Origin of the sequence: Thiorhodococcus drewsii AZ1 (genome assembly GCF_000224065.1) — a bacterium.
GTDB classification, from domain to species: Bacteria; Pseudomonadota; Gammaproteobacteria; order Chromatiales; family Chromatiaceae; genus Imhoffiella; species Imhoffiella drewsii.
In genome coordinates this window covers 18,378-43,846 of sequence record NZ_AFWT01000013.1, presented here as the reverse complement: position 1 = coordinate 43,846, position 25,469 = coordinate 18,378, and the positions used below count along the sequence as shown (strand labels likewise).

At 62.7% G+C, this 25,469-nt stretch carries 24 protein-coding genes; 13 read left to right on the top strand and 11 right to left on the bottom strand.

Going from position 1 to position 25,469, the window contains the following annotated elements:
• Positions 1-30 precede the first annotated feature (30 nt).
• The 3 genes from THIDRDRAFT_RS23760 to THIDRDRAFT_RS10510 form a co-directional block, all read right to left on the bottom strand.
• On the bottom strand, positions 31-1,260 hold the full coding sequence (locus tag THIDRDRAFT_RS23760; RefSeq protein WP_007040820.1) for a restriction endonuclease subunit S: 1,230 nt from the start codon (positions 1,258-1,260) through the stop codon (positions 31-33).
• A complete protein-coding gene (locus THIDRDRAFT_RS10515; RefSeq protein ID WP_007040819.1) occupies positions 1,257-3,434 on the bottom strand; it encodes a type I restriction-modification system subunit M in 2,178 nt (725 codons plus the stop codon). Before THIDRDRAFT_RS10515 ends, THIDRDRAFT_RS23760 begins: the two co-directional genes overlap by 4 nt.
• Positions 3,435-3,807: 373 nt before the next feature.
• The gene (locus THIDRDRAFT_RS10510; RefSeq protein WP_040844590.1) at positions 3,808-4,746 is read right to left on the bottom strand and encodes a serine/threonine protein kinase; all 939 of its coding nucleotides are present in this window, start codon (positions 4,744-4,746) and stop codon (positions 3,808-3,810) included.
• Positions 4,747-4,878: 132 nt separating this feature from the next.
• On the opposite strand from THIDRDRAFT_RS10510, the gene THIDRDRAFT_RS10505 reads away from it, so the two are divergent.
• From THIDRDRAFT_RS10505 to THIDRDRAFT_RS10465, 9 genes are all read left to right on the top strand, one after another.
• Positions 4,879-5,745 carry a YicC/YloC family endoribonuclease gene (locus THIDRDRAFT_RS10505; protein WP_007040817.1) on the top strand — a complete coding sequence of 289 codons (867 nt, stop codon included), beginning with the start codon at positions 4,879-4,881 and terminating at the stop codon, positions 5,743-5,745.
• A 23-nt stretch (positions 5,746-5,768) separates the two neighbouring features.
• Positions 5,769-6,380 carry a guanylate kinase gene (gene gmk, locus THIDRDRAFT_RS10500; protein WP_040844588.1) on the top strand — a complete coding sequence of 204 codons (612 nt, stop codon included), beginning with the start codon at positions 5,769-5,771 and terminating at the stop codon, positions 6,378-6,380.
• A gap of 182 nt (positions 6,381-6,562) precedes the next feature.
• Positions 6,563-6,865: a DNA-directed RNA polymerase subunit omega gene (gene rpoZ / locus THIDRDRAFT_RS10495; protein ID WP_007040815.1), complete on the top strand. Its 303-nt coding sequence runs from the start codon at positions 6,563-6,565 to the stop codon at positions 6,863-6,865.
• Between the two features lie 106 nt (positions 6,866-6,971).
• The gene (locus tag THIDRDRAFT_RS10490) at positions 6,972-9,206 is read left to right on the top strand and encodes a RelA/SpoT family protein (RefSeq protein ID WP_007040814.1); all 2,235 of its coding nucleotides are present in this window, start codon (positions 6,972-6,974) and stop codon (positions 9,204-9,206) included.
• Between the two features lie 52 nt (positions 9,207-9,258).
• The gene (locus THIDRDRAFT_RS10485; RefSeq protein ID WP_007040813.1) at positions 9,259-9,741 is read left to right on the top strand and encodes a hypothetical protein; all 483 of its coding nucleotides are present in this window, start codon (positions 9,259-9,261) and stop codon (positions 9,739-9,741) included.
• A gap of 316 nt (positions 9,742-10,057) precedes the next feature.
• Complete coding sequence (locus tag THIDRDRAFT_RS10480; protein WP_007040812.1) at positions 10,058-11,212, top strand: 5-(carboxyamino)imidazole ribonucleotide synthase; 1,155 nt, start codon at positions 10,058-10,060, stop codon at positions 11,210-11,212.
• A complete protein-coding gene (gene purE, locus THIDRDRAFT_RS10475) occupies positions 11,209-11,733 on the top strand; it encodes a 5-(carboxyamino)imidazole ribonucleotide mutase (RefSeq protein WP_007040811.1) in 525 nt (174 codons plus the stop codon). Before THIDRDRAFT_RS10480 ends, purE begins: the two co-directional genes overlap by 4 nt.
• Before the next feature lie 236 nt (positions 11,734-11,969).
• On the top strand, positions 11,970-13,007 hold the full coding sequence (locus THIDRDRAFT_RS10470; protein ID WP_007040810.1) for a type IV pilus twitching motility protein PilT: 1,038 nt from the start codon (positions 11,970-11,972) through the stop codon (positions 13,005-13,007).
• A 94-nt stretch (positions 13,008-13,101) separates the two neighbouring features.
• A complete protein-coding gene (locus THIDRDRAFT_RS10465) occupies positions 13,102-14,253 on the top strand; it encodes a PilT/PilU family type 4a pilus ATPase (protein WP_007040809.1) in 1,152 nt (383 codons plus the stop codon).
• Between the two features lie 63 nt (positions 14,254-14,316).
• Here THIDRDRAFT_RS10465 and THIDRDRAFT_RS10460 read toward each other — a convergent pair whose 3' ends face one another.
• The 8 genes from THIDRDRAFT_RS10460 to gshB form a co-directional block, all read right to left on the bottom strand.
• Positions 14,317-15,603, bottom strand: a complete 1,287-nt coding sequence (locus tag THIDRDRAFT_RS10460; RefSeq protein ID WP_007040808.1) for a dihydroorotase — start codon at positions 15,601-15,603, stop codon at positions 14,317-14,319.
• Positions 15,596-16,591 (bottom strand): aspartate carbamoyltransferase catalytic subunit, encoded by a 996-nt coding sequence (locus THIDRDRAFT_RS10455; protein WP_007040807.1) that lies wholly within the window; start codon positions 16,589-16,591, stop codon positions 15,596-15,598. The genes THIDRDRAFT_RS10460 and THIDRDRAFT_RS10455 overlap by 8 nt, the downstream gene beginning before the upstream one ends.
• Before the next feature lie 3 nt (positions 16,592-16,594).
• Positions 16,595-17,197, bottom strand: a complete 603-nt coding sequence (pyrR, locus tag THIDRDRAFT_RS10450; protein WP_139058698.1) for a bifunctional pyr operon transcriptional regulator/uracil phosphoribosyltransferase PyrR — start codon at positions 17,195-17,197, stop codon at positions 16,595-16,597.
• Complete coding sequence (ruvX, locus tag THIDRDRAFT_RS10445; protein ID WP_007040805.1) at positions 17,184-17,621, bottom strand: Holliday junction resolvase RuvX; 438 nt, start codon at positions 17,619-17,621, stop codon at positions 17,184-17,186. The genes pyrR and ruvX overlap by 14 nt, the downstream gene beginning before the upstream one ends.
• Before the next feature lie 19 nt (positions 17,622-17,640).
• Complete coding sequence (locus THIDRDRAFT_RS10440) at positions 17,641-18,204, bottom strand: YqgE/AlgH family protein (protein WP_007040804.1); 564 nt, start codon at positions 18,202-18,204, stop codon at positions 17,641-17,643.
• A 122-nt stretch (positions 18,205-18,326) separates the two neighbouring features.
• Entirely contained in the window at positions 18,327-19,274 is a 948-nt protein-coding gene (locus tag THIDRDRAFT_RS23755) for an energy transducer TonB (RefSeq protein WP_007040803.1), read from the bottom strand.
• Between the two features lie 5 nt (positions 19,275-19,279).
• On the bottom strand, positions 19,280-20,383 hold the full coding sequence (locus THIDRDRAFT_RS10430; RefSeq protein ID WP_007040802.1) for an FAD:protein FMN transferase: 1,104 nt from the start codon (positions 20,381-20,383) through the stop codon (positions 19,280-19,282).
• A 90-nt stretch (positions 20,384-20,473) separates the two neighbouring features.
• Complete coding sequence (gshB, locus tag THIDRDRAFT_RS10425) at positions 20,474-21,463, bottom strand: glutathione synthase (RefSeq protein WP_007040801.1); 990 nt, start codon at positions 21,461-21,463, stop codon at positions 20,474-20,476.
• Positions 21,464-21,728: 265 nt separating this feature from the next.
• On the opposite strand from gshB, the gene THIDRDRAFT_RS10420 reads away from it, so the two are divergent.
• The 4 genes from THIDRDRAFT_RS10420 to THIDRDRAFT_RS10405 all read left to right on the top strand — a co-directional run bounded on the left by THIDRDRAFT_RS10420 (position 21,729) and on the right by THIDRDRAFT_RS10405 (position 25,456).
• Positions 21,729-22,133: a response regulator gene (locus THIDRDRAFT_RS10420; protein WP_007040800.1), complete on the top strand. Its 405-nt coding sequence runs from the start codon at positions 21,729-21,731 to the stop codon at positions 22,131-22,133.
• A gap of 126 nt (positions 22,134-22,259) precedes the next feature.
• Positions 22,260-22,688 carry a response regulator gene (locus tag THIDRDRAFT_RS10415; RefSeq protein WP_007040799.1) on the top strand — a complete coding sequence of 143 codons (429 nt, stop codon included), beginning with the start codon at positions 22,260-22,262 and terminating at the stop codon, positions 22,686-22,688.
• 5 nt (positions 22,689-22,693) lie between these two features.
• Positions 22,694-23,293, top strand: coding sequence for a chemotaxis protein CheW (locus THIDRDRAFT_RS10410; RefSeq protein WP_007040798.1), 600 nt, complete (start codon positions 22,694-22,696; stop codon positions 23,291-23,293).
• A 132-nt stretch (positions 23,294-23,425) separates the two neighbouring features.
• The gene (locus tag THIDRDRAFT_RS10405; protein ID WP_007040797.1) at positions 23,426-25,456 is read left to right on the top strand and encodes a methyl-accepting chemotaxis protein; all 2,031 of its coding nucleotides are present in this window, start codon (positions 23,426-23,428) and stop codon (positions 25,454-25,456) included.
• Positions 25,457-25,469 lie beyond the last annotated feature (13 nt).

Sequence of the window (25,469 nt, the reverse complement as noted above, 5' to 3'; positions counted from 1 at the left end):
CCATGATCGAGCCATGCAGTGCGCCAAAGGTCAGCGCAGTTCCGCGATCTGGCCGGTGACGGCGGCGGTGATGAGGGCAGAGCGGTACTCCTCAAGCTTTTGTATTGAAAAGCCTATTTTGATGCCTATATTCCCGGTTGATTCGAGCTCAATATCCAGCTGGGAGGCGATCACCGCTTGTTCACGCGGACTCGGCCATGCAGTCTTCATTGGGTGGATACGGTTCCGATTAACCGTGGGATTCGACGAACCTGTATCAAAGCTGGTTAGGTCGAGAGTATGTAGCAAATACCAAACGAACTTGGGCTCATTCCCGCGAAACTCCCGAACATAAAGAGTGGTGTCGTGAGGCCAAAAGTCGGTTTCTACGTAATGTAGTTTCCCGGCAGAGCCCTTTCTGCCGACCAAAACTCCAGGTCCGGCACATAAAGCTGTGTCGTGGAAGTAGTCGATTCCGCCCGAAGAGATGACAGGAAATGGGCCTTCAATCCGTTTGTCCTTCGTAATGTCTACACCACGTTGAAGCTTTATCTTCTGACCTAGGCCGCAGCAGTCCCAATGCGCCGGAATCTCACCGAGCCAGTCGATGCCGGAAGGTTTCATGGGGGCGTCGGAGTTGAGGCCCTTTGTGACCGCACGGGTGATGAGGGCCTGGCGCTTCTCGGCCAGCCGGTCCAGCAGCGCGCGCTTTTTCTCGATCAGCCCGTCGATCCGCGCCGTCTTCTCGTCCAGAACCCTCGCAATCCGCCGCTGGATGTTGCGCGGGGGAATGGGTACCAGATGCTCTGAGTAGTAGTCGTACTCCAAGCTCTCTACGGTTGTACCTGGCTTTCTCCAGAGATTCAGGAGATGGCTCTGCAACCCATCTACGAAGTATCTGAAGTAAAACGGGTCGATTTTAGAACAAAGGCGTATCGCCTTGATGTCTTGGTTTATTGATACAGGGAGAGAGTTAACGGCAATGGGGATCGAGTGGCGCAGGATTCCAGGGCGCACAACCATCAGGACGTGGCCGGGGTCCAGTAGCGGCAAATTGTTATCGGCGAGAGCTAGTTCAGTAATCTTGTCAGCTGAAAATGAAATCGAACTCGACTTCATGTCCTTGGGCGAGACCCAAGGTATATCACCGCCCCAGTAGTCCTGCTGTGATGTCGAGGGTGTGCCACCGCTGAAAAAACGCGAGACTAATAGCTTCAACCGCCGTTGCTGCCAACCAGCCGGATAAGAGGCTTTCTCTTCGCGAGAATGAATGTCTGTCATGTCACCAACCCCTTCAGCAACCCGGCGATCTCCCCTTCGAGTTGGGCGATGTCCGCCTCGATCTCCTGCAGAGGCCGCGGTGGTTTGTAGACGTAGAAATGCCGGTTGATCGGGATCTCGTATCCGACCTTGGTCTTGTCGTAGTCCACCCAGGCGTCTGGCACGTGGGGCAGCACCTCGCGCGTCATGTAGGCGTCGATCTCGTCGCGGAAGGCCGCGACCAGCCGGTCGTTGGGCTTGTCCGGGCCGAAGTCCATCGGTAGGGGCAGCGTGGTGCCGGGCGGGAGCGGGATGTTCTCGGTGTCGCGCAGTTCGCTGTCGGGCTCCGGGCGTCCCTTGCCGTCGCGGCAGATCTCGGCGTTTGGATCGCGCTCGCCGAGGGCGGCGAAGATGGCCTTCTTGATCGGGGTCGGGAGCTTGAGACCGGCGTCCTTCGCGGCCCGGGTCAGGTCGGCCTCGAACAAGGCGCGGTCCATGTAGCATCCCTTGCTTTCGAGCGTCGCGAGCAGGTCGCGAATGGCCTCCTGTAACTTCCGCCCTTCCTCGATCTCGCGTTCGGCCTGTGCCTTGTCCTTGCGCTTCTTCGATGTCGCCAGATTGGCGAAGGCGGTCTGGTCGTCGAGCTTGGCGATGCGCGCCGGGCTGGCCTCGAAATGCATGCGCAGGGGGCGCTCGACCGTCACCTTGAGGAACCCGAATTCGCGGTTCTCGAAGACGCCCGAGATGACGCGGGTCTCGGTCTCGCCATTGATCGACAACTCTGCCGTCTCGCCGTCCCGATAGTGGCCATAGACGCGCGTCAGGTGGCGGATCTGTTCCTCGGTGATCTCGTTGCGCTTGTTGTTGAGGCTCTTCTTCATCTTCTGGAAGAAGCGGGTGCCGTCGATGAGCTGCACCTTGCCGCGCCGCTCGGGCGGCTTGCGGTTCGTCACCAGCCAGACGTAGGTGAAGATGCCGGTGTTGTAGAAGAGCTGATCGGGCAGCGCGACGATGGCGTCGAGCCAGTCGTTTTCGATGATCCAGCGTCGGATGTTGGACGGCCCCGACCCAGCGTCGCCGGAGAAGAGCGGCGAGCCGTTGAAGACGACGGCGATCTTGGAGCCGGGCCGGTCCTCGTTGCCCTCGGCGTAGGGGTGCATCTTGGCGATCATGTGCTGGAGGAACAGCAGCGAGCCGTCGTTGATGGCTGGTACCCCGGCGCCGAAGCGGCCCGCGAAGCCCAGCAGGGCATGCTCCGTCTTTACTTGCTTCTCTTGGTCCTTCCACTCGACGCCGAAGGGCGGGTTGGCCATCAGGTAGTGGAAGCGCTCGCTCTCGAAGCCGTCGCGGGTCTTGCCGTCGCCGAGGGTGTCGCCGAGGACGATGTTGGCGGTGTCCTCGTCCTTGATGAGCATGTCGGAGCAGCAGATGGCCCAGGACTCGTCGTTGTATTCCTGGCCGTGGAGCGCGAGCCGGGCGCGGTCGTTCTGGGAGAGGATCAGCTTCTCGGACTCGGAGAGCATGCCGCCGGTGCCGCAGGCTGGGTCGTAGATGGTGCGGTAGATGCCGGGTCTGTAGACGTCCTGCTCGCCGGTGTAGATGAGGTTCGCCATCAGGCGGATAACCTCGCGCGGAGTGAAGTGATCGCCGGCCTCCTCGTTGGCCTGTTCGTTGAAGCGCATCACCAGATGCTCGAACAGGTAGCCCATCTGGAGGTTGTCGACCCGGCTGGGGTGCAGGTCGATCTCGGCCATCGCCTTGACGATGGTGAAGAGTCGGTTGCTGGCGTCCAGCTTCTCGATCTGGTCCGCGAATTTGAAGCGCTCGAAGATGCGCCGTGCGGTCGGCGAGAAGCCGTTGATGTAGGCGACCAGGTTCGGCGCGATGTTCTCGGCGTCGCCGAGCAGGCGGGCGAAGGTGTAGCGGCTGGTGTTGTAGAGCGGGTGCTTGCGGTTCGGATCGGCGGCCTTGCCGAGCAGCCGATCCATGGCGGCCTCGGGCATCTGTCTCGTCTCCAAGGCGTCGCGCTGCTCGAGCACTGCGTCCTTGGTCGGCTCGAGGACGCAGTCGAGCCGCCGCAGCACGACCATGGGGAGCATGACCAGACGATATTGCGGCGGTCGGTAGGGTCCTCTGAGCCGGTTTGCGATCTCCCAGATCTTACCCTTGAGCTCTTCGTGCGCCTGTGTATTCACGGATGTCTTTTTCTTTCACTGGTGTCCTTGCCATGCGTTAACGCATGGCAAGGAGTCTGTTCGATGGATTGGGCCCCCGAGTCCGATTGTCGTTGCGGACGGCGTCTGGCCTTTCGGTTTCGGTTCAGCCGAGTTCGTCGATCTCTTTGCGGATCGACCCGAGCGGTAGCCTGATATCCGGAGCGTCGGATGAACGTAGCGGGTCGTGCATGATCGCACGCCTCCTCATCCGTTCAATGAGAAGCAGTGCGTTTTGGTTGTGGGCATTTTGTTCGGAGGTCGTCGGCTACGGTGGGACGAAGCGTTTGAGATCCATTGGTTGAGCACGAGTCGAGTATCCACCGACTGCTGTTCGTGAGATGCCTGCCATCGTTCAGATCTGACGGCTGTCGCCGCCGAGTTCGGAGCTCAGCTCCGTCATGCGGCTGAGCTGGGGGTCGTCGAGATGGGGGGCCAGGACCGCGAGCAGTTCTGCGGCATCCTGCGGACGTTGGGCCGCGTCCATGGATAGCGACCAGTCTACGGCCTCCAACAGAAAACTGGGATAGCGATCCTTCAACGCCTCCGTGGCCGGGACCACCTTATCCTCCTTCTGGCGCTCCGGAGCCGGCTGTGGGGTGCGTCCCTCCATGCAAGTTCGCATGCTGGCGCCGACCGCGTAGACGTCGGTCCAGGGACCGACCTGGCCGGCCCTGAAATATTGCTCGACCGGCGAATAGCCGGCGGTGATGACCTGTCCTCCGCGCGAGCGCCCTCGGTTGAGTGGATGCACGGCGCCGAGGTCAAGCAGCAAGGGTTGGTTGCCGTGGCGCAGATGGATGTTGCCCGGCTTGACGTCCAGGTGCAGCGTGGAGCGTCGGTGCAGCAGGGCGAGGGCGTCCAGGATGGGCACGAAGACGTCGAGGAGAAAGGTGGTGCTGAGACCGCCCTTGCGTTCGTGCAGGTAGGTGCCCAGATTGCGACCGCGCTCGTTGGGCATCACCAGGTAGCCGGTGTCGTTGGCGAGCAGAAAGGCCAGGACGCGCACGATGTTCGGGTGCTTCAGCGAGGCTAGGGCCTTGACTTCCTGGAAAAATAGCTTCCGTCCATGGTGCAGGTTTTCGGTATAGTCAGGACTGATGGGCACGATGCGCAGATCCGGATCGCGGCGGGCGATCTTCTTCGGCATGTACTCCTTGATCACCACCTCGTCGCCGCTGTCCTCGTCCGTGGCCAGATAGATGAGGCTGAAGCCGCCCTTGGCGATCGGCTTGACCATCCTGTAGGTGCCGACCTGAGTTCCGGAGGGCAATGTTTCTCGTGCGGCTGCCATGATGTGCGGATGCAGTTCCGGTTCCGGTCCGACGTTGACTTGATTCAGCCGGTATAATAGACCGATCCTATACGGTCTTTCTGCTGCATTGTGCATTTGCCCCCTCATCGACCCGAAGAGATACCCCTCGACATGATTAAGAGCATGACGGCCTTCGCCCGTGAGTCCCGTACTGGCGACTTCGGTGAATTGACCTGGGAAATTCGTACTGTCAACCATCGGTATCTCGAACCCCACATCCGTTTGCCCGAGGAACTGCGCTCGCTGGACGTTGCGGTGCGCGCCCGTCTCGGGGCCAGCCTTCAACGCGGCAAGGTGGATTGCTCGCTGCGTTACGCCCCGGCGTCCGGGGCGGTCGGGGCGCTTCGGATCAACGTGCCCTTCGTCGAGCAGTTGCTGAAGGCGGGACACGAGGTCGGATCCATGATCGGGCGCGGTGCCGAGCCCTCGCCGTTCGAGGTGTTGCGTTGGCCGGGCGTTATCCAGGAGCAGGAGGCGGATCTGGACAGCCTGACCTCGGCGGCGATGGAGCTCTTGGACGAGGCGATCGCGACATTGCTCGACACGCGCGAGCGCGAGGGCGCCCGGCTGGAGCAGATGCTGCGCGATCGGTGCGAACGGCTGGAGGAGTCGGTGAAGCGGGTTCGCGTCCAAATGCCCGAGGTGCTCGCTTCGGTCCGCAGGCGTCTGGCCGAGCGTCTGAGCGAGCTGCGGGCCGAATTGGACCCGATCCGTCTGGAGCAGGAGATCTCGCTTCTTGCGGCCAAGCTCGATGTCGATGAGGAGATGGACCGGTTGGAGGCCCATGTGGCCGAGGTTCGTGATGTGCTGACGCGTAAGGAGCCGGTCGGACGCCGTCTTGATTTCCTGATGCAGGAACTCAATCGCGAGGCCAATACGCTCGGTTCCAAATCGGCCGATGTCGCGGTCACCCGCGAGGCGGTCGAGATGAAGGTCCTGATCGAGCAGATGCGCGAACAGGTCCAGAACCTGGAATGAGTGTGGCGAAAGACGAGACGGCGATGGCCCAAGGTATCCTCTTTATCGTGTCGGCACCCTCGGGCGCCGGCAAGACCAGTCTGGTCAAGGCGTTGATCGAGCGCGATCAGGCCCTAGCCCTGTCCGTCTCCTGCACCACGCGGGCGGCTCGCTCCGGCGAACGCGATGGGGTTCACTATCACTTCTTGGATCAGGAGCGCTTTCGTCGCGAGATCGCTGAGGGCGCCTTCCTGGAATATGCCGAGGTGTTCGGCAATCTGTACGGAACGCGCGAGCTGGATGTGCGCGATTGTCTCGATCGAGGCATGGATCTGGTTCTGGAGATCGATTGGCAGGGCGCGCGCCAGGTTCGGGAGCGTTTTTCGGAGGCGGTCAGCGTTTTCGTATTGCCGCCTTCGGTCGAGGAGCTGGAGCGCCGTCTGCGCGGTCGGGGTACCGATGCCGACGAGGTGATCGCGCGGCGCATGCGGCAGGCGCGCGATGAGATGCTCCATTACGGGGAGTACGATTATCTGGTCGTCAACGACCGCTTCGAGACCGCGCTCGACGCGATCACATCGATCGCCACGGCCGAGCGCCTGCGTTTGGGCCACCAGAGGTCACGGCTGAGGTCGCTGCTGGATCCGCTGGACTGACATCCGGTTCGGCCGGTTCCCGAAGACGGGATGCCGCGCCGAGACATCGAACGGAACGGGATTGACGGGATCGAAAATAAGGACCCGAGCAGCCTGTCGGTCCATGTTGGACGTGGCGGGTTCGCGGGTATGATCATCGTCGTGAAACCGCTTCGCACTGAATTTCAACCGAGGAAACGAGAATGGCGAGAATTACGGTCGAGGATTGCCTCAACCACGTGGACAATCGATTCAATCTGGTCTTGCTGGCGACCAAGCGTGCCCGCCAACTGGCCAATGGCGTCGAGTCGACCCTGCCCTGGGAGAACGACAAGCCAACCGTGATGGCCTTGCGCGAGATCGCTGCAGGCAACATCAGCAACGCCATGGTCCAAGAGGCTCAACGTGAGATGGACGAGACCGCGGCGGCCTTGGAGCAGGCGCTGGCCGAGGAGCTGTCCACGGATGCGGGCGAGTCCGAGACTCCGCGAGATGCTCAGGGTTGATGCGATTTCGGGCACCATGGCCGAGCGTTCTGCAACGGGCGTTCGGATCGGGTTGCGCGCCTTTGGGTGTGCGTCCTTGAGCTCAAGACCGAAGGGGTAGCTTCAGATGTCGACGGCCGCGATTTCCTCTTCATTGGAGGTCGAGCCTCGGCCCGATCCGGAGGAGCCCGTGGCCAGGGACGCAGAGTCCGAATCGAGTGGAGATAGACGCTATCTGGTCAGCGATCTCTGCGTCTATCTCGAAGGCTATCTGCCTCCCGAGCAGGTCGCCGAATGCTATCGGGCCTATCTGTTCGGCGCCGAGGCCCATGAGGGTCAGAAGCGCAAGTCCGGCGAACCCTATATCTATCACCCGCTCGCGGTCGCGCGCATCCTGGCCGAGATGCGCATGGACTACAAATGTCTGATTGCGGCCCTGCTGCATGACGTCATCGAGGATACCCAGATCCCCAAGGAGCAGGTCGCGTCCACCTTCGGTGAGGACGTCGCCGAGCTCGTCGACGGGGTGAGCAAGCTCTCACAGATCGACTTCAAGTCGCGGGCGGAGGCCCAGGCGGCCAGTCTGCAGAAGATGTTGCTGGCGATGACCCGCGATATTCGGGTCATCCTCATCAAGCTCGCCGATCGGTTGCACAACATGCGCACCATCGATGCCATGAGCCCCGAGGCGTGCCGGCGTATCTCGCGCGAGACCCTCGATATCTTCGCCCCCATCGCCAACCGGCTCGGCATCAATTGGATTCGGGTCGAGCTGGAGGAGCTGGCCTTCGCTCACTACTGGCCGTGGCGTCGGCGTGTGATCCAGCGTGCGGTGCAGAAGACGCGCGGGTCGCGGGTGGAGATGGTCGAGATGGTCGAGACGGCGCTCAAGCGCACCCTGCTCCAAGAGGATATCCACGGCGAGGTCGAGGGGCGCCGCAAGCATTTCTACGGCATCTACCGCAAGATGCGCGACAAATCGCGCGGCTTCTCCGAGCTGCTCGATGTCTTCGCCTTCCGGGTCACGGTGGATCGGGTCGATACCTGCTACAGGGTGCTTGGGTTGGTGCACAACCTCTACAAGCCGGTGCCTGGGCGCTTTAAGGACTACATCGCCATCCCCAAGGCCAACGGCTATCAGTCTCTGCATACGGCATTGGTCGGACCGCAGGGGATCCAGATCGAGATCCAGATTCGCACCGAGGACATGCAGCGGATCGCCGAGTCCGGGATCGCCGCGCACTGGATGTACAAGAACGGACTGCAGGCCGACTCCAACCCCGCCACCCTGGCGGCGGACTGGCTGCAGAATCTGTTGGAGATGCAGCGCGAGGCGGGCAACTCGGTCGAGTTCCTGGAACACGTCAAGGTCGATCTCTTTCCCGACGATGTCTATGTCTTCACCCCCAAGGGCCGTATCCTTTCGCTCAAGCGCGGCGCGACGGTGGTCGATTTCGCCTATGCCATCCACTCGGACGTTGGCAACAGCTGCGTGGCGGCGCGCATCGACCGACGCATGGCTCCGCTGAACACTACGCTACGCAACGGTCAGACCGTCGAGATCATCCCCGCCCCTGGTGCGCGACCCAATCCGGGCTGGCTCAATTTCGTGGTGACGGCCAAGGCCAGGGTCAGCATCCGAAGCTATCTCAAGAGCATCAAACTGCGTGAGGCACGCGCCTTCGGCCGTCGTTTGCTGAATGCCGAGCTTGCACTGTTCAACGGCGACATGGATCGGATCGACCCCGATCGTCTCGCCGACTATCTGCGCGATGCCAATCTCAAGGATGTCGATGATCTCTTTGGAGACATCGGGCTTGGTAACCGTCTGGCCGCGCTCGTGGCTCGGCGTCTGGTCGGTGCGGAGGGCGAGGAGCCGGTCGGCGAGTCGGTGCCGAGCCAGGACGCGCATCCGCACAGCCTGGCGATCCGTGGTACCGAGGGCATGGTGGTCAGCTTCGCCCGCTGCTGCCGTCCCATCCCCGGGGACGACATCACCGCGCTCTTCAGTCCAGGTCGGGGGATCGTGGTCCATCGCACCGAATGTCGGAACCTCGGCAGTCTCGAAGACAAGAAGGACAAGCTGCTGCAGGTCGAATGGGCGAGCGATCCCGAGGGCGAGTTCTCCACCAAGATCCGCGTCGAGATCGGCAATCGGCGCGGTGCGCTGGCCGTCGTGGCCGGAGCCATCGCCGAGCTGGGCTCCAACATCGAAAATGTCCTGTCGCGCGAGAAGGACGGCATGACCACGGATCTGGAGTTCCTACTGCTGGTCAATAGTCGCGATCACCTCGCGCGCATCATGCGTCGACTGAAACTGGTTCCGCTGGTCACCCGCATCTCCCGCGTCACCCGATCCTGATCGGTTGCAACCGGCGTCTACGGACGCCATCTCAACCAGATACGCGAAACCCATGGCGCCCTCGGCGCGGGAGTTCTGTCTGGTGGAATGCACGACCGAATGCACGCTCGACGAGCGTCGGCTCTTGACCCGGCGAATCATGGATCTGCTCGACGGCTGGGGACTGTCGGCGAGCGATGTCGCCTCCATTCTGCAGTTGCCCCAATCGATCAAGCCGCGACACATGGGCCGCTTCCGCGACGCGGAGCCCTTTCCGAACGATCCCCGTGTGAATCGCCGGGTCGCCTATCTCGTGCGGATCGAGGATGCGCTGCTCACCTATTTCCCGCGCAACCCCGAGATGCGGAGTCTGTGGGTCAAGCGCGGAAACACGCGCTTCGGGCGCCGCTCTCCGGTCGCGCTCATGGTCGAGGACGGCGAGAGCGGCATGATTTCGGTGCTCTCCCATCTCGACTGCACCTTCGCCTGGGACCTGACCGGTTCCAGGTCCGATTACGGCAACGACCACGCCGATCGCTCAATCCGCCAGGAATAACCCCGCATAGAATGCTAAAGTAGACCCGGCAGTCAGCGCGCCTCCACGGCTTCGCGGCTGTCCGGTCGCGACTCGATCGCGCCACCAGGGCTCGCCGATCGCGACGTCTCGGCCTCCAATCGTCCGAGATTTCGTTTGGAGCAGCAGGATCCTCGCGATTCTTCGTCCGCGCCATGCCACGCCGGAACGACCTCCGGCTGGAATGCACCCGTTTTCCACCAGGGCGATCCGGACCCATCAGGTCGGGACCCTTATCCAATGGCTTCGTTCGGCATCGGGGCTTTCCAATTTTCTTCATAACGCAGATGATTGCGCCATGGACGTATTTCCTTTACCTCTAGCCCGTATCGGCATCATCGGTGGCGGTCAGCTCGGCCGCATGATGGCCAAGGCCGCCAAGCGCCTGGGTTGCACCTGCGTGGTGCTGGATCCGACGCCCGGTTCACCGGCCAGCCAGGTCGCCGGTCACCAGATCCTCGGCGACTATCACGACCCGTCGAAGCTGCGCGAGCTGGCCGAAATCTGCGATGTCATCACGTTCGACATCGAAGACATCGATACCGAGACCCTCGCCCAGCTCGAACAGGAGGGTCACCGATTCCATCCCTCTCCACGGGTGCTGGCGCTGATTCAGGACAAGCTGACTCAGAAGCAGGCGTTCGCGGCCGCCGGCATTCCAACCGCGCCCTTCGTCGAGCTGTCGGAGCCGAGCCCCGAGGCATTCGCGGCGTTCGGTTATCCCCTGGTCCAGAAGGCGCGTCGTGGCGGCTACGATGGGCGGGGCGTTTCCATCGTGAAGACGCCCGAGGACTATGACGCCCATCTGCCCGTGCCCTCGTTGCTGGAGCGTTTCGTGCCCGCCGCAAAGGAGCTGGCCGTGGTCGTCGCCCGCGCACGGGACGGGGAGTGCCGCTGCTATCCGGTGGTCGAGATGTGTTTCCGCTCCGGCGAGAACGTGCTCGATCTGCTGCTGGCACCCGCCAATATTCCCTCCTCGGTCGCCGAGGCGGCGGTCGATCTTGCCGTGCGGACGGTCGAGATGCTCGACGGCGTGGGCATCTTCGGTGTCGAGCTGTTCCTCACCGAAACGGGCGAGCTTCTGGTCAACGAGGTTGCCCCTCGGACCCACAATTCCGGGCATCACACCATCGAGGCCAACGTTACCGACCAGTTCGAGCAGCATCTGCGCGCCGTCGTCGGTTTGCCGCTCGGGGTGACGGATCAACTCTCTCCGGCGGCTATGATCAATCTGCTGGGCGCGCCCGGTCGTCGTGGGCGTCCCATCATCAAGGGCATGGCCGAGGCATTGGCCATTCCGGGCGTGTGTTTGCACCTATACGGCAAGGCGACCAGCGCACCCTTTCGCAAAATGGGCCATGTGACGGTTCTAGATCCCGACATCGAGACCGCCAAACGCAAGGCCGAGCGCGTTCGCGACCTGATCGAGATCTCAGCAGAGGATCATCCATGACTCAAACATCTACCCAGCACCGGCCCAAGGTTGGAATCATCATGGGCAGCGACTCCGACCTTCCGGTTATGCAGGAGGCGGCCGCGATCCTCAAGGAGTTCGGCGTGCCCTACGAGATGACCATCGTTTCGGCCCATCGCACCCCCAAGCGTCTCTACGACTATGCCGAGACCGCTGTCGCGCGCGGACTGCAGGTCATCATCGCCGGCGCGGGCGGTGCGGCTCATCTTCCCGGCATGGCGGCGGCCATCACCCCGCTGCCGGTGATCGGCGTGCCGGTGAAGACCTCGACCCTGTCAGGCGAGGATTCCCTGCTGTCGATCGTGCAGATGCCCGCCGGGGTTCCGGTGGCGACCGTTGCCATCAACGGCTCAAAGAACGCGGGGATCCTCGCGGCCCAGATCATCGGCGCCTCCGATCCCGCGATGTGCGAGCGGGTCGCCAACTACAAGCGCGATTTGGAGGCGATGGTGATGGAAAAGGTCGCCCGGCTGGAGACGCAGCAGAGTCAGGACGCCTGATGCCCGCTGTCCCGTTCCGTACCCTCGCGCACGACGGTGCTCGAGGATGGCGGGCGGGCTCGGGATACCCGTTTGGGATTCGCCGCGAAGCGCTGGTTCTGTGAACTGATCCCGGTTTCCGGGTCGTCTTGCGGGTCAGGATCCTCAATTGGATGTATCGTTGACGCAATAGCCCCTTCGCTGTCGGTCGAAGTTTTCCCACGTGCCCAAGGGGCTGGCCACTAATGGAGTGACTCGTGGACATCGCCGAACTACTCGCCTTCAGTGTCAAGAACAACGCCTCGGACCTGCATCTGTCGGCCGGTTTACCTCCGATGATTCGTGTCGACGGGGATATGCGCCGGATCAACGTTCCGGCGCTTGAGCATCGCTCGGTCCACTCGCTTGTCTACGACATCATGAACGACAAGCAGCGCAAGGATTACGAGGAATTCCTGGAGACCGACTTCTCGTTCGAAATCCCCGGCGTGGCGCGTTTCCGTGTCAATGCCTTCAACCAGAAGCGTGGCGCCGGCGCCGTCTTCCGAACCATCCCTTCCAAGGTGCTGACCCTGGAAGACCTCAAGGCGCCGTCCTCATTCAAGGACATCATCAACGTCCCGCGCGGTCTCATCCTGGTCACCGGGCCGACCGGTTCGGGTAAATCGACCACGCTGGCCGCGATGGTCGACCATCTCAACGATCAAGAATACGCGCACATCCTCACCATTGAGGATCCGATCGAATTCGTTCACACCAGCAAGAAGTGCCTGGTCAATCAGCGCGAAATCCATCGCGATACGCTGGGTTTCAGCGAGGCGTTGCGCTCCGCGCTGCGTCAGGACCCGGATATCATCCTGGTCGGCGAAATGCGCGATCTGGAGACCATCCGCCTGGCATTGACCGCCGCCGAGACGGGACATCTGGTGTTCGGAACCTTGCATACCACCTCGGCGGCCAAGACCATCGACCGTATCATCGACGTCTTCCCGGCGGCCGAGAAGGATATGGTGCGCGCCATGCTCTCGGAGTCGCTGCGGGCGGTCGTCTCGCAGACGCTGATGAAAAAGGTCGGTGGTGGACGAGTCGCGGCGCACGAGATCATGATCGGCACACCGGCAATTCGAAATCTGATCCGCGAGGCCAAGGTCGCACAGATGTATTCGGCCATCCAGACGGGGCAGGCCCACGGCATGCAGACCCTGGATCAGAACCTCAAGGAACTCATTCAGAAGGGGCTCGTCTCGCGTAAGGACGCCCGCGCCAAGGCGCAGAACAAGGAAGACTTCGTGTAATCCGCTCCACTGATCGTGGTCTGAGCGAGGCGCTCGCATCTGGCGCCTAGCCGAATCGGTCTGGACGCTCTATGACGGGAGATAGAGGATGTCGATGGATCTCAAGCGTGCGTTGGAGCAACTCTTGGGGGCTCTGGTCGAAAAGAAGGGTTCGGACCTCTTCATCACCTCGGGTTGGCCGCCCAGCATCAAGATCGACGGGGCCATTTATCCCGCCGCCAAACAGCCGTTGTCCGCCGATCAGGCGCGCACCATGGTCATGGAGATCATGAACGACCGCCAGCGCGCCGAATTTGACGACACCAAGGAATGCCAGTTCGCGCTCGACCGTGCCCCACTCGGTCGTTTCCGTGTCAGCGCCTTCGTTCAGCGCGATGCGGTGGGGATGGTACTGCGGCGTATCGAGACCCGCATCCCGACCCTGGAGGAGCTCAAGCTGCCCTCGGTGCTGCGCGATCTGGCCATGACCAAGCGCGGTCTGGTGATCTTCGTGGGTGCGACCGGCACGGGTAAGTCGACCTCCCTCGCCGCCCTGGTCGGCTATCGCAACCGCCATAGCTCGGGGCACATCATCACCATCGAGGACCCGATCGAGTACGTGCATGAGCATGACGGTTGCATCATCACCCAGCGCGAGGTCGGTGTGGACACCGAGTCCTTCGAGGTCGCCTTGCGCAATACGTTGCGGCAGGCACCGGACGTCATCCTGATCGGTGAGATCCGTACCCGCGCGACCATGGAATACGCTATCACCTTCGCCGAGACCGGACATCTGGTGCTGGCCACGCTCCATGCCAACAACGCCAACCAGGCGCTGGATCGCGTGATCAACTTCTTTCCCGAGGAGTCGCGCAACCAGATGCTGATGGACCTCTCCCTGAACCTCAAGGGGATAGTCGCCCAGCAGTTGGCGCCGCGTAAGAGCGGTCAAGGCCGACGCGCGGTGATCGAGGTTCTGCTCAATACACCGCTTGCGGCGGACCTCATCCGCATGGGCGAGGTGCATAAGCTCAAGGACCTGATGAAGCGTTCCGGCGAGCAGGGCATGGTCACCTTCGACCAGGCCCTGTTCAGTCTCTACCAGGAAGGCGAGATCACCTACGAGGACGCCCTGCGCCATGCCGACTCGGCCAACGAGGTGCGGCTCATGATCAAGCTCCAAGGCGGAACAGCTCAACGCGCCGCCACCGACCGCTCGATCGACGGCATCACCCTGGTCGAGGACGAGGACCCGAATCGGATGTGAGTCCTAGCCGCCAGCTTCCAGCGGCCAGCCACTAGCTGGAGGCTGACTGCTGGAAGCTGGAGCTCACCGCTCGAAGACGATCCGTCCGCCGAGCAATGTCCAACTCACCCGTCCCCGCATCTCCTGTTCGTTGAACGGCGTATGCAGTCCATGGCTGATGAGCGTGGCCGGGTTCACCACCCAGGTTGTCTCGGGATCGAAGACGCAGATGTCGGCCGGTGCGCCCGGTGCGATGCGCCCGAGAGCGCGTCCGAGAATGGTCGCTGGTCCATGGGTTAGGCGCTCGATCAGGGTCGCCAGATCCATCACGCCCTCGTCTGCCAGCCGCAAGGCTAAGGGCAGTAAGGTCTCCAGTGCCGAGATGCCAGGCGCCGTCTCGGGGAAGGGCGCGAGCTTGGCGTCGGCGTCGTGCGGTTGGTGATCCGAGCAGATGGCCGAGATCACGCCCGACGCGACTGCTGTGCGCAAGGCTTCGCGATCGGCGTGCGTGCGCAGCGGCGGAATCAGGTGGCAGTTCGCGTCGAAGCATTCTAGGTCGTCCTCGGTGAGGAACAGCTGGTGCATGCTGACATCGGCCGTGACCTGGATGCCGCGCCGGCGCGCCTCGGCGAGCATGGCTACGCCCCGCGCCGTCGAGAGTCCGCGGAAATGAATGCGGGCTCCGGTCTGTTCGGCCAGGGCCAGATCCCGCGCGACCGCCACCGTTTCGGCCGCCTCTGGAATGCCCGGTAGACCCAGACGCGTGCTCACCAGTCCTTCGTGCGCGCAGCCCTCCTCGCTCAAGGCGGCATCCTGCGGATGCAGGAAGACGGTGAGCCCGAAGGTCGTCGCGTATTCCATGGCGCGTCTCTGGACCTGGGTGTCGCGGATGGGGCTGTCAGCCTGGCTCAACACCGGACAGCCAGCCTGCTTGAGCGCTGCCATTTCGGTGATCTTGGCGCCCTTCAGGCCCTGGGTGACCGCGCCGGCCGGAACCACTCGGGCGAATCCGTGGCGTTCGGCCGTTTGGGACACCAACTGCGCAACCGCCGGGGTATCGATGACCGGCAAAGTGTCCGGCGGACAGCAGATGGTGGTGACACCGGAGGCCGCCGCAGCACGGGTCTCGCTGGCGATGGTCGCCTTGTGCTCGTGGCCGGGCTCGCGTAGCCGGGCGCAGAGGTCGACGAATCCGGGACAGATCAGCTGGTCGCGCGCATCGAGGGTACGATCCGGTTGGAAGCCCGAGGGGGCCGGGCCGATGGCCAGCACCTTGCCGTCGGCGATGTGCAGATCCGCCTCGCCGTCGAGACCGCTGGCGGGATCGATCAGCCGTCCGTTGCGGATACTGATACGGGGTCCGTTAGCCATCGACGTCTCCTTGAGGCTGACTCTTGAGATTCTGGGTGCCGATGCACATGGACATGACCGCCATGCGCACGGCGATACCGTTGCTGACTTGCTCGAGGATCACCGATCGTGGGCCGTCGGCGACCTGCGAATCCATCTCCACTCCCCGGTTGATGGGCCCCGGATGCATCACGATGGCGTCCGGTTGGGCGGTCGAGAGGCGTTCCTCGGTGAGTCCGAACAGCCGGAAATATTCGTGTTCGCTGGGCAGCAGAGAGCTGTTCATGCGCTCGTGCTGAATGCGCAGCATGATGATGACATCAACGTCGCGCACCCCCTCGCGCAGGTCGTGATAGGCGCGCACGCCGAACGCCTCCTCAATGCCGTTGGGCATGAGTGTACTGGGGGCGATGACCCGAACCTCGGGCACGCCCAGCGTCTTGAGCGCCAGGATCTGCGAGCGGGCGACGCGCGAGTGCATGATGTCGCCGACGATGGCGACCCGCAGCCGGCTGAAGTCCTGTTTGTGCCGACGAATGGTGAACATGTCGAGCATCGCCTGGGTCGGGTGCGCATGACGTCCGTCCCCGGCATTGATGACGCTGACGTGCGGATCGGCGTGGGCGGCGATGAAATGGGCCGCGCCGCTGGTCGCGTGACGCACCACGAACATGTCGACGTGCATCGCCTCAAGGTTGCGCAGGGTGTCCAGCAGGGTCTCGCCCTTGGCTGTAGCCGAGGTCGAGATATTGAGGTTGAGCACGTCGGCCGAGAGCCGCTTGGCGGCCAGTTCGAAGGTGGTGCGGGTTCGGGTGCTGGTCTCGAAGAAGAGATTGGCGATGACCTTGCCGCGACAGAGCGGCACCTTCTTGACCGCCTGTTGAGCGACGCCGAGGAATCCCTCCGCCTGGTCCAGTATGTCGGTCAATAGGTCGCGGCTCAGTCCCTCGGTGGTGAGGAAGTGCTTGAGATTGCCCTGTGCATCGAGTTGCGGATTCTGTTTGCTCATCAATTATGTGGGGTCTGAATCTGATTGCGTGCGCGAATCCTGGCCGGACTTGCGGCTTGGGTTCGGCTTGTCGGCGGCGTGACGCGGCGTTTTTCCTCGGAGCATCAGCAGGGGCTCGGGACCACTGAGCTTGATCTGCTCGTCGTGCTCCAGTTTGGCGTGCAGTCCGACCACATCGGGCGCGATCGGAAGTTCACGTCCATCGCGCTCGGCCAGGGTCGCCAGGATCACGGAGGCCGGTCGGCCATAGTCGAACAGCACGTTGAGCGCCGCGCGGATGGTGCGTCCGCTCTGCAGGACGTCGTCCACCAGAATCAGATTGCGGTCGTCCACTCCGAGCGGGAGATAGGACGGGCGGACCTGCGGATGCATGCCGATGCGGGTGAAGTCGTCGCGGTAGAATGAGATGTCGAGATGGCCGATCGGGTCCGTAATCCCGAGTCGCTCGTGCAGTCGGTCGGCGACCCAGACCCCACCGGTATGGATACCGATCATCAAGGGGTCCTGGATGCCGCGCTCGGCGATCAGGGCTGTCAGATCATCGGCCATACGGGCGATGGCGGTATCCACCTCGCCCGCGTCTTTCCAGATGTCAGTCTTGCTCACAAAGCCAGGTTTCCAGAATGAGGGCGGCCGCCAGGGCGTCGACGGCATCCCGCGTGGATGGTTTGCGTCCGGAGCGACCCCGTGCGGGGTCCTGGGGGCGCTCGTTGAGTTGGCGCTTGGCCTCGACAGAGGTCAGGCGCTCGTCGATCAGGTGGACCTTCAGACCGTAGCGTCCCTCCAACTGGCGAGCGAAACGGTGAACCCGTGGCGACCAGTCGACCTCGGTATCGTCCATGTTGAAGGGAAGCCCGACGACCAGGGCGCTTGGTTTCCATTCCTCGATCAGCGCCCCGATTCCAGCCCAGTCGGGCTTTTCGCCCTGGCCGCGCAAGGTCGTTAGCGGGGTCGCGGAACGGGTCAGGGTCTGGCCGACGGCCACACCGATCTTACGCAGGCCGAAATCGAAGCCCAGCAGGGTCGTCATACGAGGCTCCGAAGGCGGGTCAGGCGTGCCCGGCCTCGCCGCTGAGTAGATTCAGATCCACACCGAGCAGCTGGGCTGCCGCCATCCAGCGCGCGCCCGGATCCATACGGAAGATGATCTCGTCGCTTGCCGGTCCGCTGAGCCAGGCATTGGCGCTCATCTCCTGTTCCAGTTGGCCACCGCCCCATCCGGCATAGCCCAGGGCGACCAGTATCTGGTCCGGCCCTTCGCCTTTGGCAATCGCCTCCAGGACGTCGCGCGAGGTGGTGACGCTGATGTCCGGTGTGATGTTGAGCGTTGAATCGAAGGCCGGGCCGGCTGTGTGCAGGACAAATCCACGATCGGTCTGTACCGGACCGCCTTGGTAGACCGGGGTGCTTCCGATCGTGGGTTGGTCCACCTTGATCTCTAGCTGACCGAGCAGCTCGCCGAGCGTGACGTCGATCTGTCGGTTGATCACGATGCCCATGGCCCCTTGCTCGGTGTGCTCGCAGATGTAGGTTACGGTTCGCGAGAAATTGGGGTCCGCGAGGGCCGGCATCGCGATGAGGAAGTGGTTCGTCAGAGAGGTGCTGAAGGGCATGACTCTAGTATCCTGATCGGCGCGAGGTGTGGCAAGGGTGGCCGGACCGCATTCAGCGCGAATTCCCGAGCTGTCGCGCTGAATGACATCTTATCAGTATCGCGCAATCCGGGTGGCCGGGGCTATCGCTCCCAGCCGAGGACGTCTCCGCGCATGAATTGCCAGGTGCGGATGATGTCCAGCACATCGGTTTCGGCGGCGATATCTGGAGGAAAAGGCGAATAGGGCGCGGCCAGCTCGACGATTTGGATCGCCGCCTCGTCGAGCAGGTCTGAACCGGACGAGCGGACGATTCGGATGCGCTCCACGCTGCCGTCCGAGCGGATCGCGACATGCAGGATGAGGCTGCCGTAGAGATGTGCCTCCTTCGCCGCTTGAGGATAGTTGAGGTTGCCGATCCGCTCCACTTTACGTGCCCAGGCGCCCAGATAGCTTGCGTAGCGGAACTCGCGCGTGCTGGCACTGATCGACTTGCGTCGAACACGCCGTGCATAGGCCGAACTCTGAGCCTCTAGATCGGCGGTCAGACGCGCGATCTCGCGACTCTGGCTCGCCAGTATGCCTGCCGCGTCGATCGGCGGTCGCGTTGGGGGAAGCTCCGCGAGCGTTTCATCCGGGTGTTTGGCGGCGAGAACATCGAGTTCTGCCTCGCGAGGCGGCGTTGGTTTTGGCTCCGATTCGGGCGCGGTCTCCACGACCTCTTCCGTGACTGTGGGAATGGGGTCGGGTGGCGTCTCCTCGGGAGTCGGGTCCAGCGCTTGGATCTGTTCGCCAGGCGAGGACAGCGCGGTCTTACCGGTTGGTGATGCGCCGGTCTGGGTGCGCTGGGCCAGCGCCGCGTCCGGGGCGGCATAGTCGGTCGTATGTCCGCCTTCGGTGAGGACGAGAATCTCCAAGGCCGTTTCCGGGATCGGGGGCGACTTCGGAGGTTCGATGTTGAGCGCGAGCAGCGCCACCAGATGCAGCAGGCCGGCCCCGATCAAGGCGAGGATGAAAACCGGCGAGTGCGTCTGTTCGTGATGTATGCGGAGCGCGGGTGGAAGCTCCTGTTCGCCGAGGCGGCTGTCCATGCTCTTCAGATCTCCGCCTCGTCCGTTTCCGGTAGCCTGGTTTTGGGTTCCACGACCTCGACCCCTTCAGGCTCCTCAACCCACTGGATGCGCTTCGCCATCTCCGTAGTCAGGTGAATCCTGCCCTGACGGTCGATCAGGATGGCGTGGTCGATGCCCATCTGAGTGGCGATCCTGCGCCATTCGCTCGGTCCGGCGATAAAGAGTGCGGTCGCCGCAGCGGCGGCCGTCTCGGCCCGGGGATGGGCGACGGTGACGGCCCGCATCCCTTTGGCAGGCCAGCCGGTCCTCGGATCGAGGATGGAATGATAGAGATCGCCCTCGTAAAGGAAGTCGCGCTCGTACTCGGCGGCGGTGACCACGGCTTCATCGCCTCGGATCGACAGGATGGCGAAAACGCCCGAGCCCGTCGCGCGTCGGATCGGGATGCGCCAGGGCTGGCCGCTGCGATCGCCGATCGCGCGCAAGGCGCCGCCGGCCTGGATCATGGCGTTGCGAATGCCCAGATTTCGGAGTTGCTCGATCGCCAGGTCGATGGCGGCGCTTTTGGCGATGGAGGATAGGTTCAATCGAAGCGCCGGGTTGTGCCCAGTGACCTCCAGTCCATCGACCTCGATCTGCCCCACCCTGGGAGCGGCCGCGACCAGTTGTGCGATCGCGTCGCTGGAGGGTGGTGGATGGCTGCGTGGGCGCGTCTTATCGAAGCCCCAGAGATGGGTCAGTTTGCCGGTCGCTGGGTTGAAGAGCCCGTCGCTCTGCGACTCGTAGAGCTTGCATTGACGGATCAGCCCCAGGAGCGAGGGTGGCGGGACGAAGGGTCTTCCGGTCGAAATAAGCCGATTGACCCGTTTCATGGGGCCGCCATCCAGCACGCCCCATTCCCGTTCCAGGTAGGTGAAATCCTGGGCGATGAGATCGGAAGCCTGCCGAGCCTGCTTCTTGCTGACACCGACCAGATTTACGTCCACCTGGCTGTCGAAGGCGGAAAACTGGGTGACGATGACCGGGCTGCGTTCCCGGCAGGCGCTCAAGGTGATCGCCAGGATCAGCAGGGTGGCGGTCAGTAGGGTCGCTCGGGTTTGAGTCGAGGGCGACGACGAATGCTGCATGGGGCCGTTCCTCTTTGATTTCGGTGCGAGCGCCGGTGGTTCGCTGTCCTGGTGCGGCGCGGCGTTGGGGGCTGGGCGACGCGGCTGGTTTTAGCTTGGGGCGCGATCGCCGGACGCGCCGTGCGTGTCTTGGTCGCTCAGGTGCCGTTCGATGCAGTCCATGAGGTCGCCGGCGATATCGAGGCCGTAGGCGGCCTCCAACTCGCGGATGCAGGTCGGGCTGGTGACGTTGATTTCGGTCAGGTAGTCGCCGATCACATCCAGGCCGGCGAACAGGATGCCGCGTGAGCGGAGCGAGGGACCGACCTGCTCGGCGATCCAGCGGTCCCGATCGCTCAGCGGGCGGGGCTCGGCCGTGGCGCCGGCCGCCAGGTTGCCTCGGGATTCGCCCGGCGCTGGAATGCGCGCCAGGCAATAGGGAACGGGTGTGCCGTCGATTATCAGGATCCGTTTGTCGCCACCGGTGATGGCGGGCAGGAAGCGCTGGGCCATGCAGTAGCGGTGTCCGTGATCGGTCAAGGTCTCGATGATGACATTCAGGTTGGGATCGTCGTGCCGGATGCGAAAGATCGAGGCTCCTCCCATGCCGTCGAGCGGCTTGAGCACGATGTCGTTGTGGCGCTGATGGAAATCGCGGATGTCCTGGGCGCTTCGACTGATGAGGTTCGGCGGCGTGCATTGCGGGAAGGCGGCGGCGAAAACCTTTTCGTTGGCGTCGCGGAGGCTTTGCGGATCGTTGACGACCAGACAGCCCTCGCGTTGGGCCTGCTCCAGGAAATAGGTCGCGTAGATGTACTCCAAATCGAAGGGCGGATCCTTGCGCATCAGTACGGCGTCGAGCTCGCCCAATGGGCGGGTCGTCTCGCCCGTGAAGCGATACCAACCCTGCCGGTCGTCGGTGACCTCGACCGATCGCAATCGGGCTTGGGTGACGCCATCGACCATGGAAAGATCCGCCAGCTCGGCGTACCACAGCCGCCAGCCTCGCCGTTGAGCGGCCAGCATCATGGCGAAGGTGCTGTCCTTTTTGATGTTGATGGATCCGATCGGATCCATCAGAAAGCCAATTTCACGTGACATGGTGCGCAGTGTACTTCAGTGGTTCGAAGGTGGTAAGGGCGTGCCATCGCACTTGCATGGCGAGGCCGTTGCTTCTAGCATCCAAATCATTCGACGCATCGTGAATACGCTCTACTCCAAGGAATCGGCCCCGTGAATCATCTCGTCAGATCCGAAAAGGGTGACCGAGTTCGCATCGACGCGTCCCCCCGACCATGGTAAAACTCCCAAATGTATTGCCGTCCCCCCAACTTGTCGCGGCATCAGTCCGCATGCGTGACGGATCATGAAGGATAACCCCGATTTGCGCGGCGCTAGAGTTCTGGTCATTGATGACAGCAAGACGATTCGTAGAAGTGCCGAGACGCTCTTGAACAAGGCCGGATGTGAGGTTTGCGTTGCCGAGGACGGGTTTGAGGCGCTGGGTAAGATCGTAAGCTTCAAGCCCGATCTGGTCTTTGTCGATATCATGATGCCGCGCCTGGATGGCTACCATACCTGCGCGCTGATCAAGAGCAATCCCAATCTTCGTCATACACCTGTCGTGATGCTGTCGAGTAAAGACGGTTTATTCGATCGGGCGAAGGGGCGAATGGTCGGAGCGCAACTCTACCTTTCCAAACCCTTCACTGGAGATGAACTCCTGGAGGCCGTGCGCGGCAGTCTTCGCCAGGCGACCGGTTCGGAATGAACCGGAACCGGGTCCTGATTTTTATGTCCCGTCGCTGGTTGGGCGGCGTGATTGGTCGATCCGACGGGTCGCGCGCCTAATGGTCACTTGTTCAGGGATATTCGTCGACGAGCTTCAAGGCATGCCATGAGACGCTTTTTCCGCAAACCGAATCCGCCGGCCCAAGATCTGAGTGCTGCTGCGGTGAGTACCGCGACGGTTTTAGTAGTCGACGACTCACCGACCGAGACGCGGATACTGACCCATATCCTGACCAAGGCGGGCTATCGCGTCGAGACCGCCACGAATGGCGAAGAGGCGATCGAGGCGGTGCGCAGCAACTGCCCCGACCTCATCCTCATGGACGTGATCATGCCGGTGCTGAACGGCTATCAGGCAACCCGGATATTGCGTCGTGATCCCGAAACGGCGGACATCCCCATCATCATGGTCACGACCAAGGACATGCAGACCGATCGTACCTGGGGGCTGCGGCAGGGCGCGAACGACTATCTGATCAAGCCCGTCGATCGCCAACTGTTACTCGAACGTATCCGCGAATTGTTGGGTGGCTGACACAGATGGCGCGCTCCGAACGCTCACGGACCGAACTGCTTGAAATGATTCGCAAGCTCGACGCCCGTTGTCGGGCGCGAGCTGCGGGTCTTCCGGACGAAGACCGCCCACCGGACAGCTGGGCGGCGGTGTTGTTCAAGCTGCATGAACGCGAGTTTCTGACGCCTTTGGAGCAGATCTCCGAGGTGCTTGAGCTGCCTTGGGATATCACGCGGGTTCCTGGAACCAAGCCCTGGTTGCTTGGGGTGGCGAACAACCGCGGAACCTTGCTTCCGATTTACGACCTCGCGAACCTCATGGACGGCAGTCAGCCGCCGAGCCGCCGCAAGCGTCCCGATTCAGGCGCGGACCGACGTCGCGAGCTGCGCAGTCGCGAGCGCGTATTGGTCGTCAGGCAGGAGGAGCTGCCATGCGGTTTGGTCGTTTCGGAGGCCATCGGCATGCGTTACATCAAGAACACCGATCGCGTGGACGGCTCCCAGGAGGATTTGGGGCCGAGCGGATCCTATGTCGAGTCGTTCTTCCTGCTCGACGGCACGCCAATCCCCGTCATTCGTTTGGTCGAGCTGATGGCCGATCCGGTGTTCAGCGCCGCCAAGGTGTGAGCGACGGGTCGCGGAGTTGGGCCGGTTCGCCCCGGCTTTTGATCGGACGGTTGGATCCCGAGGCGTCGCCTGCCATTCGAGGATTAAACGGACACTAACACTAGATAAAACCGCATCGGGAGTCGGCACCAGATGGCGAAGCGAATGAAGATGAACTTGGGAGCGAGCGCAGGAGGCAGTATCCGCTGGACCAGCGTCCTGTTGTCGCTGGTCGCGTTGGTTTTTGCGGCCTTGGCCCTGATGAGCTACCTCCAGCTGGTCGGTCAGAGCGCGCAGGGTGCGCGTCAGGCGACGCTTGCCTCTGAGCAAAAGGATCTGACTCAGGAATTGGTCCGGCTCGCGAATCGTTCTATTCGGGGCGACACGGATGCCTTGAAGCGGCTAGGGCCCGAGCAGGGACGTCTCAAGGCCGGATTCGCCGAGCTTGCGAGCGGGCTGGAGCAGACCCGGGGTGCCGTCGGATCGGATTCGGTCGAGACGCAACTCGCCCAGGCCGAGCGTGCCTGGGGCGGTCTCAGTTCCGGGATCGATCGGATACGTGCTGCTCAGGACTCGCTCGTTGCGTTCCATTCGGGAATCGGATCGCTCGAATCCATGCTTCCCAAGGTGCGTGAAGGCATGAAACAGGCGGCGGCCCGCATGGCCTCGGCGGGTCTGCCGGCCGATCAGGTGCTGGAGGCCGGACTGCAGGTTTCCCGGCTGGATCGGATGGCGTTGGCCCTGGCCAAGCTCGCGAGCGGTGGCGAGACGACCACTCAGGCCGCCGATAATCTGGCCGGGGCACGAGATGCCTTCGCCGCTGGACTCGACTCCCTGACAGCCAAGGTTGCCGCCAGCTCCGCAGTGTCTGCAGCGCTTCGGGATCTGGCCCCCCGCTTTGCGACCTTTGCCACCCAATCCAAGGATCTGCTCCAGACCCTCGACTCCGTGCAGCCATTGCTGGATCTTCCGGCGGATCTGGACTCCAAGGGCCGGCAGGTGGAAAGCGCGCTCGATGGTCTTTCGGGTGGCTACCAGGGGCTCGGCGCCCGACTGCGCGTCGCCGGAATGGAGATCGGTCCGAATGCCGTTCTACTCTTTGCTGGCCTCTCCCTGCTTGCGCTGGTGCTGCTGGTGGTCGTCACGTCGCGTGACGCCAAGCATCGCGAGCTGATATCCACGTCACAGACTGAGCGCGACGAGCGCGCCATCCTAAGGCTGCTGGATGAGTTGGGCGATCTGGCCGACGGCGACCTGACCGCCGAGGCTACGGTCACCGAGGACAAGACCGGAGCCATCGCCGATGCCTTTAACTACGCGATCGAGGCATTGAGAGGGCTGGTGACGACAATCAACGAAACGGCCTCCAAGGTCTCGAACTCGGCGCAGGAGAGCCGCGCCGTTGCCTCGCGACTGGCCGAGGCGAGCAGCGTTCAGTCGTTGCAGATCACCCAGACCTCGGCGGCGGTGCAATCGCTCACGGTGCAGATCGACGAAGTCGCACGTAATGCGGACGAGTCGGCCGAGGTCGCCTCGCGTTCGGTCGAGGTGGCCGGACGTGGCGCTCAGACGGTGCGCGACACCATCCAGGGAATGGACGCCATTCGCGAGCAGATCCAAGAGACCTCCAAGCGCATCAAGCGACTTGGCGAGAGTTCCCAAGAGATCGGCGAGATTGTCGAGCTGATCGACGACATTGCCGACCAGACCAATATTCTCGCCCTGAACGCGGCCATGCAGGCCGCCATGGCGGGCGAAGCGGGGCGCGGCTTCGCGGTGGTTGCCGACGAGGTGCAGCGTTTGGCCGAGCGCTCGCGTAGCGCGACCAAGCAGATCGAGGTCTTGGTCCGCACCATTCAGGCAGATACCAATGAGGCGGTGAGTTCGATGGAAGCCAGCACCGCTGGAGTCGTGGAGGGGGCGAATCTTGCCGAAAACGCCGGCGACGCCCTGCGCGAGATCGAAAACGTGTCGGCCTACATCGCCGACTTGACCAAGCGTATCGCCGATTCCTCCCAGCGCCAGTCTCGCCAGGCCGCTGAGATCAACGATACGGTGCAGGCCATCCGGGCGATCACCGAGGAGAACAATGATGGCACCAGACGCGCTGCCGAATCGGTCGAAGAACTCGCCAACCTGTCCATTGAATTGCAACGTTCGGTGGCCGGGTTCCGGCTTCCCTAAACCACAGGCTCAC

Excerpts from the sequence above, each read along its gene's own strand:
- THIDRDRAFT_RS10455 (WP_007040807.1), bottom strand. The coding sequence starts at position 16,591 with ATGAGCAAACAGAATCCGCAACTCGATGCACAGGGCAATCTCAAGCAC.
- THIDRDRAFT_RS10490 (WP_007040814.1), top strand. The coding sequence starts at position 6,972 with ATGTCGACGGCCGCGATTTCCTCTTCATTGGAGGTCGAGCCTCGGCCC.
- THIDRDRAFT_RS10405 (WP_007040797.1), top strand. The coding sequence starts at position 23,426 with ATGGCGAAGCGAATGAAGATGAACTTGGGAGCGAGCGCAGGAGGCAGT.
- THIDRDRAFT_RS10410 (WP_007040798.1), top strand. The coding sequence starts at position 22,694 with ATGGCGCGCTCCGAACGCTCACGGACCGAACTGCTTGAAATGATTCGC.
- THIDRDRAFT_RS10465 (WP_007040809.1), top strand. The coding sequence starts at position 13,102 with ATGGATCTCAAGCGTGCGTTGGAGCAACTCTTGGGGGCTCTGGTCGAA.
- gshB (WP_007040801.1), bottom strand. The coding sequence starts at position 21,463 with ATGTCACGTGAAATTGGCTTTCTGATGGATCCGATCGGATCCATCAAC.
- THIDRDRAFT_RS23760 (WP_007040820.1), bottom strand. The coding sequence starts at position 1,260 with ATGACAGACATTCATTCTCGCGAAGAGAAAGCCTCTTATCCGGCTGGT.
- THIDRDRAFT_RS10440 (WP_007040804.1), bottom strand. The coding sequence starts at position 18,204 with ATGCCCTTCAGCACCTCTCTGACGAACCACTTCCTCATCGCGATGCCG.
- THIDRDRAFT_RS10430 (WP_007040802.1), bottom strand. The coding sequence starts at position 20,383 with ATGCAGCATTCGTCGTCGCCCTCGACTCAAACCCGAGCGACCCTACTG.
- THIDRDRAFT_RS23755 (WP_007040803.1), bottom strand. The coding sequence starts at position 19,274 with ATGGACAGCCGCCTCGGCGAACAGGAGCTTCCACCCGCGCTCCGCATA.
- rpoZ (WP_007040815.1), top strand. The coding sequence starts at position 6,563 with ATGGCGAGAATTACGGTCGAGGATTGCCTCAACCACGTGGACAATCGA.
- THIDRDRAFT_RS10480 (WP_007040812.1), top strand. The coding sequence starts at position 10,058 with ATGGACGTATTTCCTTTACCTCTAGCCCGTATCGGCATCATCGGTGGC.
- THIDRDRAFT_RS10510 (WP_040844590.1), bottom strand. The coding sequence starts at position 4,746 with ATGGCAGCCGCACGAGAAACATTGCCCTCCGGAACTCAGGTCGGCACC.
- THIDRDRAFT_RS10415 (WP_007040799.1), top strand. The coding sequence starts at position 22,260 with ATGAGACGCTTTTTCCGCAAACCGAATCCGCCGGCCCAAGATCTGAGT.
- THIDRDRAFT_RS10420 (WP_007040800.1), top strand. The coding sequence starts at position 21,729 with ATGAAGGATAACCCCGATTTGCGCGGCGCTAGAGTTCTGGTCATTGAT.
- ruvX (WP_007040805.1), bottom strand. The coding sequence starts at position 17,621 with ATGACGACCCTGCTGGGCTTCGATTTCGGCCTGCGTAAGATCGGTGTG.
- THIDRDRAFT_RS10485 (WP_007040813.1), top strand. The coding sequence starts at position 9,259 with ATGGCGCCCTCGGCGCGGGAGTTCTGTCTGGTGGAATGCACGACCGAA.
- THIDRDRAFT_RS10460 (WP_007040808.1), bottom strand. The coding sequence starts at position 15,603 with ATGGCTAACGGACCCCGTATCAGTATCCGCAACGGACGGCTGATCGAT.
- gmk (WP_040844588.1), top strand. The coding sequence starts at position 5,769 with ATGGCCCAAGGTATCCTCTTTATCGTGTCGGCACCCTCGGGCGCCGGC.
- THIDRDRAFT_RS10505 (WP_007040817.1), top strand. The coding sequence starts at position 4,879 with ATGATTAAGAGCATGACGGCCTTCGCCCGTGAGTCCCGTACTGGCGAC.
- purE (WP_007040811.1), top strand. The coding sequence starts at position 11,209 with ATGACTCAAACATCTACCCAGCACCGGCCCAAGGTTGGAATCATCATG.